Raw genomic sequence first — 18,971 nt, 5'->3', positions numbered from 1 at the left:
CACCCGGTTGGATGCTTTTTATAGTTTTATTTCCGGCTTTCCCTTATCTAACTGTCAGTCACTATTTGACAACGATCTTCTTTACTGTTGAGTATGAACTCTTATATGTTGTCTTACCTGACTTGTTAAATGCACGCACCTTGAAGTAATATGTCTTGCCTTTCTTCAGGCCTTTCTTGGTGTATGAAGTAGTTCCTGCCTTTCTTATGGTTGCAACAGCCTTATACGTGCCACGCTTTGATGTTGACATGTATACGATGTAACCTGTTGCTCCCTTGGCTCTCTTCCATGCAATTTTCGCCTGCTTGACTCCGGCCTTCGCTGATACAACAGGTGTTGCAGGAAGTGTAAATCCTGATACATATGTTCCGGCATTCTCTACGATCGCCTTTCCATCCTTCTTGTATGCCACAACTCTGTACTTATACGTTGTTCCGGCACTGAGCTTTGAGCTTACAAATACGACCTTTGACTTGCTTGTGATGGTCTTGATCTTGACTGCTCTGTTGCCGCGGTATCTGTAAACTATGTATCCATCAGCGTTGTTTACCTTGCTCCATTTCATCGTTATTGATGCATTGCTTCTGGCACTGATCTTAAGATTCTTGACTGCCGATGGCGTTGTCATGATCCTTGCTGTAGCATCCTCACCAACGAGCTCCTTGCTGCCAACCTTCTTGTATGCAACTACCTTGAATGTGTAAGCTGTACTTCCAGTCAGACCGTTTACATTATAAGCTGTCTTTGATGTCGAACCAAGATATTTGTAATTGTCCTTTGCTACAAGTCTGTATACCTTGTAGCCTGTAGCTCCCTTAACTGTATTCCACTTGAGCGCTATCGACTTCTCTGCCCTGCTGCTGAATGAAATACCTGAAACCTTAGCTGGCTTTGTTGCTGCATTTATGACTGTCTTCTCGCTATACAGTGTCTTGCCTGACGACTTCACATATGCTGATACCGCAAACTTGTAATCAGTTCCCGCTGCCAGACCTGTGATATTTCTGCTTGTGCCCGTCACTGTTGCAACCTTCACATATGTCTTCTTACCTGTATCATATCTGTACACCTCATATCCCTGGGCATATGCACTGCTGCTCCATGATAGCTTCAGTGATGTTGTTGTCTCACCGCTTGCCGCAAGGTTCTTCACCTTTGCAGGAAGGATGTTGAATGTAACCTTCTTTGTTCCGTAGAAGTTGTTAAGTCCTGTGATCGTAACACTTGCAACACCCGGCTTCACGTTGTTGCTGTACTCAACCGTGTACTCCTTTGGATTTATCACTGTACTGCCGATCTTAACTGTAACCGCCGGCTTGATCGCTGATCCTGTGTAGGTCTTGTCTGCTATCGCTGATACGGTTGCCTTTGATATGTCAAATGCCTTGATCCTGAACTGCTTTGTAACGCTTCCCTTGTAGTCGCCCACGAACTTCACAGTGACTGAAGCCTTACTTGTTCTCGTCATGGTGATTCCGCTGTTGTTCTGGTATGTGATCGTGTAATCTCTGCCTTCCTTCAGCACATTTGTTCCCCATGTTATCGTGACATTATCAAACTTAAATGCTGTGCCCTTGTATATAACCTCGGACTCAATTCCGTTTATAACAGCCGTGTTGCTTATATCTGCCTTGCTTATCACAAAGCTCTTCTTTACAGAATCTGTGTAGTTGCCTGCACCTGTTATTGTTATGACTGCTGTTCCTACATGAACATTGTTCTCGTACTTCACAGTATAGTCCGTTCCCTGGCTGAGCTTCTGTCCATCCAGTTCAACTTCAATATCCTGTGTTATTGCATTACCTGTGAATACCTTTCCTGTAATACCCTTGATCTCAGCTCCAGCGATACTCTTCTTTGTAATTGCAAAGTATCTTGTCACTGAATCCTTGTAGTTGCCCTTACCGGTCACAACCACCTTTGCGCGTCCTGTCACATCTGTGTTCATATCGAAGCTGAGTATGTAGTCAACTCCCTCTGTCAGCTCCACATCACCATTCTTTACCTTTACAACAGGTATGAGCTGGTTTCCTGTGTACTCGATCGATGTGCTGCACTCAACTGTACAGTTCTTGATACTTCTTGCTGTTATCTCAAATGTACCTGTTGTCTCTCCGGTGTAGTTGCCCTTTCCTGTTATGCTTACCTCTGCGGTTCCGACCTCAGTGTTGTTACTGTAAGCCACTGTGTAATCCGCTGCTGATAACACAACACCGTTGACTGTCACTGTAACGGCTGGAGTTACCGGCTTTCCTGTGTATTCCGTATCCTCTGCCACAACTACTGCATTATCGATTGATGCCGCTGTTATGGCAAATGTTGCTGTCACACTTCCTGTGTAGTTAGACCGGCTTCCTGCTGTAGCTGTAACCGTTGCTGTTCCAACGTTTACATTTGAAGCATATCTCACTATGAAGCCCGCGATATCTTCATCGTCAAGCACAAATGCTCCGTCACTGCTGTTAATAGCTGTAACTGATGGAGTGAGTGTCTTTCCGGTGTATGTCATGCTGCTCTTTGAAAGCTCTGCTACATAACCTGTTACGTCTCTCTTGACGATCTCGAAAGTTGCCGTCTTAGAACTTACGTAGTCTCCATATCCTGTGATCGTCACTGTGGCAGTTCCAACATTATAGTTATTGATGTATGAAACCTTGTAATCAGTTCCCTGTACAAGCGTCTTGCCACCGTATGTAACATTTACCGCAGGTGTGATATTCTTCTTTGCAAACTCCTGATCAGGTATTGCACTGATCTTGGCTCCGCTTATATTTACAGGATCCTTTGTAATGGTAAATTCTCTCTCCACAGTTCCTGTGTAGCTTCTCTTACCTGTTACTATTGCCTTTGCCGGCTGTCCGCCTGCTGTAGGCTCAATATTATTGCTGTACTCGATCTCGTAGTCAACACCCTCTACAAGCACCAGATCTCCATATGTAATTGTGAGCTCCGGCTCTATCTTCTTGCCTGTGTAAATCTGACCCTCGATCTCGCTCACATGACAGTCTGCAAGATTTCTTCTTGTTATAGCAAAGTATCTGTTAACACTTCCTGTGTAGTTGCCAATACCTGTGATGGTAACACTTGCCTTGTCCGTCACGTTCTTATTTCCACTGTATGATACAGTGTAGTCTCTTCCTGCCACAAGTACATCGTCGCCGTATGTTACCTTAAGTCCGGCAAATGTTATTGCCTTTCCTGTGTAGGTTACGCTGTCTTTTATACCTGTTATATCTGCATCTGCAATATCAGCACCGCCAATAGCAAACAGCTTGCTGGCAGCTCCTGAATAATTGCCCTTTCCTGTTATCACCGCAACTGCTGCCGTTGTCACCTCGACATTGTTCTTGTAGCTTACGGTGTAATCCCTGCCTGCCACAAGCTCTCTCTGTCCGTCAACAACCGTGAGCTTTGGTGTAACCGCATTACCGGTATAATTCTGTCTGTCGATGTCCTTTATCTCTGCAAGAGATATGTCTCTGGCCGCGATATCGAATTTCTCAACCGCCGTTCCAGTGTAGTTGCCTATACCTGTGATGGTAACGCCTGCCTTATCTGTGTCTGTTGTGACATTCACATTGTCACTGTATGAAACTGTAAAGTCTCTGTCCTCCACAAGAGCTGTTCCGCCAAGTGAAACTGTAACTGCAGGTGTAAGTGGATCTCCTGTGTATCTTGCCGATGCCACCGTAATGTCTGCATCTGCAAGATTTCTGGCACTTATCTTAAATCTTGCTGTGGTGCTTCCATTGTAGTTACCCATACCTGTGATGGTGAGCACTGCACTGTCTGTCACGTTCACATTGTTGCTGTAGTCTGCTCTGTAGTCGCGTCCCTCAACAAGTGTCCTGCCTCCGAGTGTAACTGTGTGATCCGGAGTTACAGCTTCACCCGTATAAACTCCGTTTACAACCTTTACTGAAGCATTGTCGACTGAAGCACCTACTATTGCAAATGTCTTGCTGACACTTCCTGTGAAGCCTTCACCCTCAAGTGCCTTTATAGTAACCTTACCTGTTCCAACATTTGTATTTGACGAGTAGCTGATCTCAAGGTTGTCAAAATCAGTAACTGTCACTGTCTTTCCAGCTCTCTTCACTGTAAATGAATTGATCACCGGTTTTACTGCTGTTCCTGTATACATATACTCGGATGCATCAAGAGCTATCTGTCCATCACTTATATCGACGGGATTGATGTTAAACTTAGCCGATAAAGATCCGGTATTTGAATTGATACCTCTAACTGTTACGGTTGCCACACCCTCATCGATGTTGTCCACATATACGAGTGCGTAATCCTCGCCGTATACAAGTGTCTTTCCACCAAATGTAACTGTCACATCCGGTGTGAGCGGCTGGCCGAAGTTGTAAAGCTGATCACTGATCTTGCTTATCACAGCCTTGGATATATCCACAAGATTCTTAGATATCGTGAAGTTCACTGTTATGCTTCCTGTGTAGTTACCAGATCCTGTGATCTTGATCTCAGCCTTCGAGCTGGCCGTTGTCTCATTTATGTTGTTGCTGTACTCTGTCTTGTAATCTGTTCCAGACACGAGAGCCTGTGCTCCGTCTCTCACTGTGACCTCAGGTGTTACAGCCTTTCCTGTGTATACCTGTCCGCCAATCGCATCGACGCTACACTTGCTTATGTCCTTAGCTGTGATCTTGAATGTTCTGCTCAGCTCTCCGCTGTAATTGCCGATACCTGTTATCACAACCTCCGCACTGTCTGTCACGTTTACATTGTTCTTATACTCTACTGTGTAATCCTCATCCTCGGACAGTTTCTTTCCGCCCAGTGTCACAACGATCTCGCCAAATGTTATGGCCTTTCCTGTGTATTCTGTGCCGGCTGGTATACCTGATACCTCTGCATCCTCAAGAGTGAGACTCTTTATACTGAAGTTCTTCTCTACAGTTCCCTTGTAATTGCCCTTACCGGTTACGATAAGCTTGGCTGAATCTGAAACCTCTATGTTGTTCTCATATGTCACAGTGTAGTCCGTTCCCGCAACAAGCTGTACTCCATCGAGTGTCACCTTTGCATCCGGTCTGATCTCACTGCCGCTGTACATCTGATCCAGTATATCATTGATCTTCGCCTCATCGATCGCCTTTGGCTCAATGTCGAATGTTGCAGTCACAGTGCCCTGATAGTTTCCTGTTCCCTTGACGGTCACAGTCGCCTTTGACTTTGCTGTCGTAGCGTTTACATTGTTGCTGTAAGAAACAACATAATCAATGTCTGCATTTAATATCTCATCATCGAGAGTTACTGTCACAGCCGGTGTAAGTGGCTTTCCAGTGTAAACTGATGACTGGACATTCACATCTGCCTTGCTCAGATCCTTTGCAGTTATCGCAAAGTATGCGACAACTGTTCCCTTGTAGTTTCCTGTACCGGTCACTGTGAGGATGGCTGCTGTTCCAACATTTACATTGTTGCTGAACACCACATTAAAATCTGTTCCCGCAGTGAGTTTCTTGCCATCAAGTGTCACTGTGTATGCAGGCTTTACTGCACTTCCTGTGTACACATGGTCTTCCACATCAACTACAGCCTGTGCGATATCCACCTCTGTGATCTCAAACTTCTTTGTCACAGATCCTGTAAATCCGCTTCCCTTTGCTGCCTTTATAACCGCACCAGCAGTTCCGACATTTGTATTGTCCGTGTATGTCACATCAAATGCTGTCATAGATGTCACTGCCGTCGCCTTGCCATCCCTGCTTACTGTTATCATCTTAACTGCAGGTCTGATCTCTGATCCCGTGTACTCAAATGAGTCATTCTCAAGTACAACCTCAGCAGTTGTTATATCTACTGGCTTTATGGCAAATGTTGTGCTCACCGAGCCTGTGTTCTTGTTGATACCATTTGCCTGTATCGTCGCCGTACCTTCATTGATATTGTCGATGTATACAAGCTCGTAGTCCACATCCTGTGTCAATGTCTTGCCGCCATATGTAAGTGTAACCTCTGGTCTTATGGCATTTCCAAAGTTGTAATACTGGTCATCGACCTTGCTCATTACAGCCTTTGATATATCCACAACCTCCTGTGCGATGGTGAATACCGCACTGTTGCTGCCTCTGTAGTTGCCCTTACCTGTTATGGTGACCTCAGCACTGTCTGTCACATCTGTGTTGTTGCTGTAAGTAATGTCATAATCCTTTCCGGCCTCCAGTATCCTTGCGCCATCTCTGACTGTGATCTCAGGCTCAACCGCCTTACCTGTGTATATCTGTCCGCCAATCGGATCAATGCTGCATCTGCCGATATTCTTAGCTGTTATGGCAAATGCTGTTCTAACCTGTCCGCCGTAGTTTCCTGTGCCCTTTATGATCACATATGCAGGATTCTTCTCATCTGTAACGTTCAGGTTGTTCTCGTAGCTTACTGTGTAGTCCGTATCGTTCACAAGTGTCCTGCCGTTTACTACAACTGCTATATCTGCAAATTCAATGGCATCTCCTGTAAATACTACCGCATCCTGGATTCCACTTATCTCTGCATTATCTATGCTGTATGCCTTTATAGCAAATGTTCTGGTCACTGATCCCTTATAGCTTCCTCTACCTGAGATAATAGCGCTGGCCTTGTCTGTAACCGAATCGTTGTTCTCGTATGCCACTGTGTAATCAGTGCCCTCTGAGAGGACATTGTTGCCATTTACAATTCTCAGTTCAGGTTTTACTGCCTGACCGCCGTATGTCTGATCTGGTATCTCCGGTATGTCTAGCTTTGATATATCCATAGGAGTTATAGAGAACTCTCCCTGGACTGTTCCTGTGTAGTTGCCTGTTCCTGTCACTGTCACAACAGCCTTTGCTGTGTCAGATGTGACATTCACATTGTCGCTGTAGCTGAGCTTATAGTCAGTTCCCTGAACAAGAGTCTTTCCATCAAGGACTACACTGATTGTTGTCGTAACTGCGCTTCCTGTGTATTCAGCATCATCGGCCTTTACCTCAGCCTGTGATATCCTCTTAGGAGTTATGCTGAACTTCTGTGAGAGCTTTCCGGTGTAATTTCCGGTTCCCTCTATAGTAACCAGTGCATTGTCAGTAACATTCACATTGCCTGAAACTGTTACCTTGTAGTCAACGCCCTCTGCAAGAGTCTTTCCTCCGAGAACTACTCTGCATACAGGAGTGATTGCGCTTCCCGTATATACTGCACTGTCAACGCTGACCTCTGCCTGCTCTATTGAAGCTGCAACGATCCTGAAGGATGTGCTTGTGCTTCCTGTATAGCTCTGGCCTTCGCCTGCGGCGATCTTAACTGTAGCCGTACCGACATTTACATTGTCTGTACATGTGATATCAAATCCTGCGAGATCTGTGAGTACCTTCTTAACTCCATTTCTTATGACTGTTATCGATTCTACATCTGCTGTTACCGCATCTCCTGTGAAACCATATGAATCCTTCACAAGTGCGATCTCTGCAGTTGTTATATCTATAGGAAGGATCTTGAATGTCTTACTTACCTCGCCCTTATTCTGGTCGATTCCCTTCACTGTAGCTGTAGCCGTACCGGCCTCAATGTTATCAGTGTAGGTTACGCTGTAATCAACATTCTCTGTAAGCTTTCTTCCTCCAAGATTTACACTGAGTGCAGGTGTGAGCTCCTCACCGAAGTTGTAATACTGATCTGCGATATCACTTATCACCGCATTTGAAATGTCGAGCACTTCCTTTGCGATGGTGAACTCTGCTGTAAGCTGTCCGGTGTAGTTGCCCTTACCTTCTATAACTGCCTTGGCATTCTTGCCCACCTCGATATTGTCACTGTAAGATACCGTGTAGTCTCTTCCATTTTCGAGTACCTTTGATCCATCTCTTACTGTAACCTCAGGGGTGATCTCCCTGCCTGTATATGTCTGTCCTCCGATGGCATCGACCTTGCACTTCTCAAGACTTCTTGGGGTTATGCTGAAGGCTGTTCTTATCTGTCCACCGTAGTTGTCGTTACCCTTTATGATAACGTATGCCATGCTGTCCTCAGTGGTTGCATTGACATTGTTCTCATAACTTACTGTGTAATCTGTTCCATATACAAGTGTCTTTCCATTCATCACAACTGTTATGTCCTTAAAGGTTATGCTGTCACCTGTATATTCTGCGCTCTCAGGTATTCCTGTCACAACCGCCGGTGCTATGCTTGCTCCGCATATCTCAAACAGCTTTGTAACGGTTCCCTGATAGTTACCCTTACCTTTGACTACTGCTCTCGCCTCTGTAGTCTTGTCTGTATTGTTGCTGTATGTTACATCGTAATCTCTTCCCGCAACAAGAACTGTGTCTCCGTTTCTTACGACCACCACTGGCTCTATCGCCTTGCCGGTGTATTCCTGAGCATCAATGCTGTCAACATCGGCTGCTGTAAGAGTCTTTGCCGTGATGTCAAAGTAAACTGTGAGCTTTCCTGTGTAGTTGCCCATGGCCTTGATGATCGCTGATGCCTTCTTCTCAGCCGTTGTGACATCTATGTTGTCTGCGTATGTAACTGTGTAGTCCTCACCCTTGGTCAGAGTCTTGCCTCCAACCTCAAGAACTACATCAGGTGTCAGCGCAGATCCTATATATACCTGAGCCGGTATGCTGCACTTTCCGCCGTCTATGCTCTTTGCACTGATCTCAAATGTCTGGCTCAGTACGCCCTCATAGTTACCGCATCCGGTGATCTTTAACAGAGCGTCCTCTCCTGCCTCTACATTGTTTTCAGCCGATACCGTGTAATCCACGCCTGCTGTCAGCACCTTATCTCCCAGAGTTACCTTTACATCCGGTATAACCTCTGATCCGGTGTACTCAGCATCTGCCACGCTCACGACCGCACCGCTTATGCTCTTTCTTGTGATAGTAAATGTGGTTGATGCAGTTCCGGTGTAGTTCGTATCCTTTCCTGCACTTACAGTAACCTTTGCCGTCCCGGCATCTGTGTTGTCACTGTATTCCACAGCGAATGAAGAGAGATCTGTGATACTCTCTGTCACACCACCATTAGGAACGCTAAGTCTTGTCACTGCAGGTGTAATCGCCTCACCTGTGTAGGTGAATGATGTTCCCCTGAGAACTACTGACGCCTTTGATATATCTGCCGGCTTTATGACAAATGTCTTTGTAACTGACTTGTTGTAATCACCTGTACCTATGATCTTTACAGTTGCAGTTCCCGCATCAATATTATCGGTATAAGTCACTGTATAGTCGGTGTTAAGTGTGAGTGCCTTTCCTCCAAAGCTTACCTTGACTTCAGGGGTTATGGCCTGTCCGAACGTATATGTCTGATCCGGAATAGCCTCTATCTCAGCCTTTGATATATCTGTAAATACTCTTCCTATAACGAATTCCTTCGTTACCTTTCCTGTGTAGTTGCCCTTTCCTGTGATTATAGCCTTAGCCTTTGTTGTCTCTGTAGTCTCTTTTATATTCGACTCATATGTGACATCATAGTCAACGCCGCTCACAAGAAGAACATTACCATTTCTTATCGTTACTTCCGGCTCTATGGCCTTTCCTGTGTATATCTGGCTTTCAATCTCCTCGACATCACATTCCCTGAGATCCTTTGCCGTAATCACAAAGTGTACATCCTTGCTTCCGGTGTAATTGCCTGTACCTGTTACTGTAAAGTATGTACCATCCTCTGTTGTGACTGCCTTGTTGCCTGTGTATGTGATCCTGTAATCAGTTCCCTCTGTGAGGATCTCGCTTCCATCGGCAACTATAATACCTGCAAATGTCACATCAGCACCTGTGTAAGCCACAGACTCACTGTATCCGCTGATGGCGACTCCTGTAAGTGACTTAGGTACTATCGCAAATGTTGTTCTGAGGGTTCCTACATAGTTGCCCTTTCCTGTGATAACCACCTGTGCAGGTGCATCCTTTGTCGTAACATCTGTGTTTCCTGTGTATTCAGCCTCATAGTCAACACCGGCTTTCAGTGTTGTTCCATCAGCCATGCTTACTGTCACTGCCGGGGTGATAGGACTTCCGGTATATGTCTGATCACTGATCTTATACGCAACTGCACTTGAAATGTCTGCTGCAGCTATTCTAAAGGTCTTTGTGATAGTGTCTTTATAATTGCCGGTTCCCTTTACTATAACGTTTGCCGTGCCGACATTGACATTCTTCTCATAGGTAACTGTGTAATCCACACCATTTGTCAGAAGCTTGTCTCCAAGTGTTACTTCCACATCAGGAGTGAGCTCCTTACCTGTGTAGATCTGATCTGCGACTTCCACATCGGCATCAGTGATCGTTCTCTCTGTTATAGCAAACTCTGCACTGACGGTTCCCTTATAATTGCCACTTCCTGTAATCTTTACAGTACCCTTTCCTACGTTTGTGTTACTGCTGTAGCTCAGAATGTAATCCCTGCCCTCTGTCAGAACCACTGTACCAAGTGTTACCCTGACAGCTGGGGTAAGAGGTGTTCCCTGATATACCGCATCGTCTACCTCAACTGCTGCGCCTGACAGATCTGCCTCTGTTATGGCAAACTCACCTGTCACGCTGCCCTTGTAGTTGGTGTTGCTCTTTGCTGATACGCTGATGGACGCTGTTCCTACATTGACATTGCTGCCAAAGCTTATGTCGAAGCTGTCCATATCAGTTATCATCACATCTCCAAACTCTATGCCTGTAACCTCAGGCTTCTGGCTCTTTCCTGTGTACACAAAGCTTCCCTGATCTATAACCACACGGCCTGCTGATATGTCCGCAGGGTTGATGGCGAAGCTTACTCTCTTTGTCTTGGAGTAATACTTTGTTCCGGTTATGATCACATATGCTGTTCCAGCATTTATATTGTTCTCATATGTTAAGGTGTAATCTGTATTCTCTTTCAGTGTAATTCCGTTATACATAACAGTGACTGAAGGAGTTACAGCCTTGCCAAATGCATATGTCTGCGCCGGTATAGCCGACACTGTAGCGCCGTTTATATCCACAACGCTTCTTGTTATCGAGAAGTAGACTACAGCAGTTCCTGTATAGTTGCCAATACCGGTGATCTCTGCCTTCGCCTCATCCGTCTCGTCTATATTGTTGCTGTATGTAACTTCATAGTCTGTTCCGGCCTTCAGGGTGACGCTGCCATTCTTTATGGTGAGCACCGGCTCTATGGCCTTACCTGTCCATGTCTGTCCCTGGATCGGGCTGATTTCGCAGTTTGCTATATCTGCCTTTGTTATCTTGAAGGCTGCAGTCTTCTCACCGCTGTAATTGCCTGCTCCGATGAATCTGACAGTCGCTGTTCCGATCTCCTTATTATCAGTGTACTCAACAACGTAATCCTGATTCTCTACAAGTTTTGTATCTCCAAGTGTGAGCTCATATCCTGTGAGGACTATGCTCTCACCGGTATACTCTACACTCTCAGGTATTCCTGTTATGACTGCATCTGCAAAGTCTGCCTTTGTTATCTCAAACTCAGCCACACACTGACCTGTGTAATTTCCACGGCCTGTGATAGTTGCCTTTGCCTTTCTTGAGTCTGTTGTAACACTTACATTGTCGCTGTATGTGACGTCATAATCACTGCCCTCTGTCAGAACTATCTCTCCGTTCTTGACTGTAACCTTTGGACTGTGGGCTGTTCCATCGTATACAACAGACGCTATAGGTGAGACCACGCACTTGCTTATATCCATTGCGGATATAGTGAATGTCTCTGATGCTGTTCCTGTGTAATTGTGCTTACCTGTTATCGTCACTGTGGCTGTACCCTTATCGGTATTTCCACTGTAGTCAACATCATACTCGGTGTCTGCGATCTGCTTTCCACCTAATGTAACTGTTATCTCCGGTGTAAGCGGAGCTCCAGTATACACCTGATCTGCAACAGTTATCTTTGCTGCACTTATGGATCTTGCTGCGATCTTGAAGGTCGTCTTAACTGTTCCGGCATAGTTGCCCATACCCTTCACAGTAACCGTTGCTGTTCCGGCATCGGTATTGTCAGCATATCCCACTGTGTAATCTGTTCCCTCTATAAGCTTTGTCTGTCCCAGATATACTGTCACTGTCGGCTTGAGTGCAGCACCTGTGTATGTCTGATCGGCAACCGTGAGCTGGGCATCTGTGATGTCTGCCGCAGTGATCGCAAACTTGCCTGTAACTGTTCCCTTATAGTTTGAACTGCTTCTGGCTGTGAGAGCTATCTCTCCACTGCCTACATTTATATTGTTGCTGTATGTCACGTCAAAATCTGTGCCAGGCTCTATGCTGCCGCCAGCCAGAGTGATTCCTGTCACTACAGGCTTGATCTCGCTTCCGGTATATCCGTAAGCATCCTTCTCAAGCTCAAGTACTCCTCCTGTCACATCGAGCTGTTCGATAGTAAATGATGTCTCTACGACTCCATGATACTCTCCGGCTCCTGTCACGATTATGTATGCCTTTCCGGCATTCACATTGCTCTGATAGCTTACTGTATACGCATTCTCTGGAAGCACCTCTCCATCCAGTGTAACTGATATAGCCGGTGTGATCTGCTTGCCATAGTTATATACAAATGGTCCCTTGTCTGTTATCGAGATGACCGCAGGTGTTATATCTATAACTCTCTCTGCTATCATAAATGTCTTCTGTACAGATCCGGTGTAGTTGCCCTTTCCTGTGACAACCGCCTTTGCCGGCTTGTCTGCTGTTGACACCTCAATATTGTCGCTGTATACGACATCATAATCCGTGCCCTTCACAAGAGTTCTGCTGCCATCCTTGACTGTTATGTCAGGTGTAAGTGCCTTTCCTGTGTAGGTCTGTCCCGGAATATCACTGACTGTACAATCCTCTATGCTCTTTGCTGTGATAGTGAATGTCCAGCTTGCTTTTCCTGTATAATTACCCTTTCCACTGAAGATGATATTCGCCTTGCTGCTGGCAGTAGATACATTCAGATTGTTGACATATTCAGTCTCGTAGTCCACACCATTTACAAGCTTAACACCGTCCACAGTGAGCACAGCCTGATCAAATGTAATAGCCTTTCCTGTGTATACGACTGAACTATCCACGCCGTCTATCTCTGCATCTGTTATATCCTTCTGTCCAATTGTAAATTCTACACGTCTTGTTGTACTGCTGTCATAGTTACCCTTACCTCTGACTGTAACTGCAGCCTTTGAATCTGTGGTCGATGCATTGACATTATTCTCATAGTCGATAGTGTAATCTGTTCCCTCTGTGAGAACCGCATCTCCATCCTTAACTGTTATATCCTGTGTTATCTCAGATCCGGTGTATGTCTTATCTGCCACACCTGCAACCGTAATGCCCTCAGCATTTATACTTCTCGCGTTTATGACAAATGTGCCGTCAAGCTCTCCGGTATAGTTGCCCTTGCCTTTGATCTTGAATTTACCGGTTCCTGCATTTGTAACTTCGCCTTCTACATACTCTACTGTATAATCCTGGCCCTCCACAAGTGTCTCGTCTCCAAGTACGACTGTGATCTTCGTGGTGAGCGGCTTACCTGTATAGCTCTGTGCCTGAGCACTTACCTTTGCTCCCGTGAGCGACTTCGCACAGATAGTAAAGAGAAGCTTTACCTCTCCTGTATAGTTACCTGTACCTGTCACCATCACGCTTGCCTTATCGGAACACTCCACATTGCTGTCGTAGCTGAGTGTATAGTCGACATCCTTCTTGAGAATGACATTTCCACTTCTGACAACCGGCTCAGGAGTTATCTCAGATCCGGTATAGCTGAACTCTGTCTGCTCAAGGCTTGCCCAGCTCTCCTCTATCTTCGCTGCAGTTATTGTCGCTGCGATATCAAAGCTTCCTGTAAAGTTACAGTCAGCCTTTGCAGTAACTGTTATTGTTCCTGTTCCAACATTTATCAGGTTTTTCTGTGTTACAGTGAAATCTGACATGTCCGTCACAGTGTACTTCTTGCCATCAACTGTGATGTCAAAGCTCTCCACTGTAAATGTCGTTCCAGCCGGTGTGTACACCGCTGAATAAGTCTTAGATGCCACTGCCTTTGCAATAGACAATGGAAGTATCTTGAATGTCTTCTCGACAGTTCCTGAATATCCCTGTACAGCGATACCTGTAACTGTCATTGTCGCAGTTCCGACATTCACATTGTTTGTATAAGTTACCATATAGCAGTCAGCGTCAAGCTTCACGCCATCCACTGTGACTGTTGCAGCCGGCTCTATCTTATCTCCCATGTGGTATGTCTGATCTGCTATATCAGCAACATCCGCATCTGTTATCTTGACGATCTTCTTGGCAATATCAAATGTTGCCTTCACAGATCCCTTATAGTTGCCTGTTCCACTTATATCAGCAACAGCCTTTGACTCGGTTGTTGTGACATTGATATTGTTGCTGTATGCAACGGTATAATCCGTTCCCTTTACAAGAGTGTTTGCACCGTCAGCGACAGTCACTTCAGGCTCAACAGCCTTTCCTGTATAGATCTGTGCGCTGATCGGCTGAACTGTGCAATCTGCTATATCCTTCTGCTCGATCACGAACTGAACTATCTTCTCACCGGTGTAATTGCCCTTACCTGTGATAAGTATCTCTGCCTTGCTGTCAGTTGTGGAAGCATTTCTGTTATTTGTATATTTCACTGTGTAGTCAGCAGCAGTGAGCTTTCTGCCCGACACTGTAACTGCCAATCCTGCAAATGTTATATCTGCGCCAGTGTATACCACACTGTCCTCAACGCCTGTTACAACTGCCTTGCTGACTGATGCAGAAACAATATTGAACTCAATCTTCTTTGTTCCGCTGTATACGCCCTTACCAGTTATGGTTATCGACGCCTTAGCTGAAGCCGTGCTGACATTCTCATTATTATCATATGAAGATACAACATAGTCCTCACCCTCAACAAGCTCGGTGCCATCGTAGCTGACTGTTATATCCGGTGTTATCGCTGAGCCTGTGTATGTCTGGTCAGCTATATCAGCCACATCGGCTCCGGCAATATCTATAGCCTTTATCTCGAAGCTTCCTGTAGCGGTTCCATCGAAATTGCCATCCTCCAGAGCTGTTACCGTGATCTTAGCTGTACCAACATTGATATTGTTGGCATACTCAACGCTATAACTTCCTGAAGGCACTGCCATTCCGTCCTTGCATGTAACTGTCACCGCAGGAGTCTGTGCCTTACCTGTGTATGTCACACTTGAAGCTGAAACTGTTGCACCTGTAATACTCTTCTTGTATATTACAAATTTCTGTGTGAGCTCTCCTGTATAGCTGCTGTCCGCCTTTGGAGTGATGGTCACACTTCCATTTCCAACATTTGTATTCTCACCGTATGTGACATTGAAATCATCAAATGATGTTATTCTATTGACGGTTCCAACCTTCACAGCCACAAGTGATGGCTTGATAGCAGTACCGCTATATTCAAATGTGTCGCCTGATATGATCAGTGTATCACCTGATATGTCATACTTGGCAATCTTGAACGTGTATTCCTTTGTTCCCTTGTACTTGCCCACACCTGTTATGACAAGTGTTGCGGTACCGACCTCATAGTTGTCCTTGAAGGTATATGTATAATCACCGTTTGATCCGGCTGTCATCTCCTCGCCGTCATAGCTCAGAGTAAAGCTTGGTCTGACCGCCATGCCAAAGTTGTATGACTGATCCTCAAGTCCCGTCAAAGTGATCTTGTCACTTGTGCTTATGTCTATAAATTCCTTAGTAATATTGAAGTATTTGATAATCTGACCTGTGTAATGATCACCACAGCCTGTTATGGTCACTGACGCTTTTCCGGCATCCGTGTTGTCTGCATACTCTACTGTGTAATCCTCATTCTCAACAAGCTTGATCTCACCGTTGTATATATTGATCTCAGGTGTTATAGCTGAGCCTGTCCACAACTGATCCGCTATAGCATCCATCTGACAGTTATACACAGCTCTCTTCTCTATCTCGAAACGTATAACCTTCTGTCCTGTGTAATTTCCTATACCGGTTACAGTGATCGAAGCCTTCTCTCCTGAACCTGTTACCTCTATATTATTCGCATACTCAACAGTATAGTCCTTGTCTCTCTCCAGCTTGATAATTTCACCATTAACGTATCTGGTTACATTTATCACCGGTTCGATGGCCATACCTGTGTACATCTGTGACTGGTCGGCCTGGGTTATTCCCATTCCGCTTGAAGATGAAATGATTGAAACAGGTGTTATCTTGAAATACTTGACGATCTCGCCTGTATAATTATCATTTGCAGCCTTTATTACGACCTTGGCCTCATCTGTCACATCCGTGTTATTGCTGTACTCTACCGTATAGTCTACATCCTGCTCCAGCTCAACACTGCCATTCTTGATGGTGACTGCCGGCTCTAATGCCTCTCCTGTGTACTGGCTGTCGGATATATCTTTGACATCGCAGTCCTCAAGAGGCTTAGGTAAAATGTTGAACTCAAGAACCTTAGTTCCGCTGTATGAGCCCATTCCTTCTATAGTAATAGTAGAAGTTCCTACCTTGTCATTGTTCTTTCTGTCGGTGACTGTGAAGTCTGTTCCCTCCTTCAGAACATAACTGCCATTCTTAATGGTAAGCTCCGGCTTCACCTCGCCGCCGTTATAATACTGGTCAGGTATATCCTCATATGTGAGTTTGCCCATATCACCTGACGGAGCAACTATAGTGATCTGGAATGACTTTGAACCGGAATAATATACCGATGCTGACATGGCAATGACTGTCCATGTTCCGGTCTCCTTGTAGCTGAACGGGAAGGTGTAGTTAACTCCCTCAACCAATGTCATTCCGTTGTATGTAATTGTTATATCCGGCTTTATGTTCTCTCCGGTATATTCATAACTGGACTTATTCACAGTCAGCTTTACATCGGCACCTGAGAATGACTTTGCAAGTATGTTAAATGATTTGTACACAGTACCCGCATAGTCTCCCATACCTGTAAATGTAACCTTACCATTGTTGGTTCCCGGCACGATATTCTCGCCGTAAGCAACAGAGTAATCGGTTCCCTCCACAAGTGTCTTGCCGTCGTATGTCAATGTCACATCCGGCTTCAACTGTGCTCCGGTATATGTCATCGATGATATCGTGGAAAATTCCACATCATTCATGCTGATCTTAGATGTCTTTATCGCAAATGTACCTACACATGTTCCCTGGAAATTGCCGAGACCCTTGATCATGACTCTGGCTGAATTTCCGATCTCCACGTTGTTCTCATAACCTGATATCTCGTAGTCAACGCCCTCCACAAGATCCGTATTGCTGAATGTGACCTTTGACAGGGTTGTGGTCACCTCAGAACCTGTGTACTCGGCGTCATCGGCAGTTATTACAGCTTTGGATATATCCGCTGCAACAATCTGGAACTCACATGGAACAGTTCCAGTGTAATTTCCAATACCTACTATATTAAACTTATGTGTTCCTACATTGTAATCCTTGGCATTCCAATACTCACTGAAGTCATATGAGAAATCCTGGGATAACTTAAGTGTAGTTCCAAGTTCCCTATCCTTGACAGAAATATTCTGTGGAGAAACCTGTATCGTTATGTTGTTTGCGGTGTTGAACACTGCATCATCAAATGTTACAGAGAGATTTTCCGTGCTCCTAGGCTTGATGGTGAAGTTCACCGTCTTTGAACCCACATATGAACCAAGTCCTGATATAGTCAGTGATGGCTTAGATGTGGATGTGGATGCATTTGTATTGTTGGTGTAGTATGACACCTTATAATCCTTGCCCTCGACAAGTGTCGTGCCCTTATACTTAACCACCGGACTTGGAGTCTTGGCAGTTCCGTCATATACAAGGTCGTCATCCACCGTAACGTCAGCGTCTGCTATGCTGTATACCTCAGTTCCCTGATCCACGATCTGGAAAGTCTTGGTGACAGTTCCCTTGAATCTGGTAGGTGCTCCTGTTATTGTGACAGTCGCCGTTCCAACATCTGTATTGTTGGTATACTCAACCTTGTACTCATAGTCATTTGCACCCCACTCGTCTATGCTGTGCAGATACTTGTTGTTGGTCTTGTCCAGTATCTTAACAGCCGGCTTTATAGGTTTTCCTGTATATACAAATGTATCACCCTCCAGTGATATCTCCTGATCACTGAGGTTTGCAGCGCTGATTCCGTAGTATATGTAATACTCACCGTCGCTACCGATCTTATAATTGCTGTTCTTTGCAGCGGACACTACAACTCTAGGGCCGTCCCCAAGAGGATCCTCCACTACCTCTGACTCCTCGTCGTTGTTATAATAATCGACAACATAGTCAGTTCCTTCTGTAAGGAAATGTCCTGATGATGTATTCGCTGTCTTTACATATATCTGCGGCCATACACCACCAGCCTGATATGTGTAAATTTTATTTTTGCAATTTTTATGCTGGTTCGCTTTCTCTTTTCCATCTATATAGAAAAGTGCAGTCGAGGTTATGCTCTTTGCCTTTATAGTAAAGGTACATGTAAGAGTTCCGCTGCAGTTTTTATCAGCATTACCCCTGACCGTAACAGTTGCTGTACCCACATTAACATTATTACTGTACTCTACAGTATAATAATCTGACGACAGCTTCGTGTCGTTGGTCGTATCTCCAATCTTCTTTACCACCAGCTCTGATGCCAGGAGTGTGATCGCTTTCCCTGAATACGTCTTGCCTGATGTAGCTGTCGTATAACAGTAATATCCGTCCGCATTCAGATCTATGGCATCATCCGCCGCCAGCGTGGCAACAGAATCCCCCACATCACTCTGCTTCTCCGCATCACTGGCCGTCGCCACATTCTGTGACTGTGCCGCCAGCACCTGCGCAATCCCTCCGATCGCAATATCACTCTGGAACAATACGGACAATGCCATAATGAATGCCATGAGAAATGCGATCATTCGTCTGCCATAACTTCTTCTCATAAATTACTCCCTGCCTTTCTTGATATGTACATTTGCGGAATAACCAGTATAA

1 protein-coding gene is annotated in these 18,971 nt (G+C 45.2%); it reads right to left on the bottom strand.

Annotation, left to right across the window (positions count from 1 at the left end; translation table 11 throughout):
* Positions 1-61: 61 nt before the first annotated feature.
* Entirely contained in the window at positions 62-18,919 is an 18,858-nt protein-coding gene (locus DXD11_RS09325) for a fibronectin type III domain-containing protein (RefSeq protein ID WP_118758261.1), read from the bottom strand.
* Positions 18,920-18,971 lie beyond the last annotated feature (52 nt).

The sequence above is a fragment of the Coprococcus sp. TF11-13 genome, assembly GCF_003481085.1.
Lineage (GTDB): Bacteria > Bacillota > Clostridia > Lachnospirales > Lachnospiraceae > Coprococcus > Coprococcus aceti.
This window is presented reverse-complemented; position numbering and strand designations above follow the sequence as displayed.

What these genes read in the sequence shown, in the direction of transcription:
- DXD11_RS09325 (WP_118758261.1), bottom strand. Translation starts at nt 18,919, where the DNA reads ATGAGAAGAAGTTATGGCAGACGAATGATCGCATTTCTCATGGCATTC.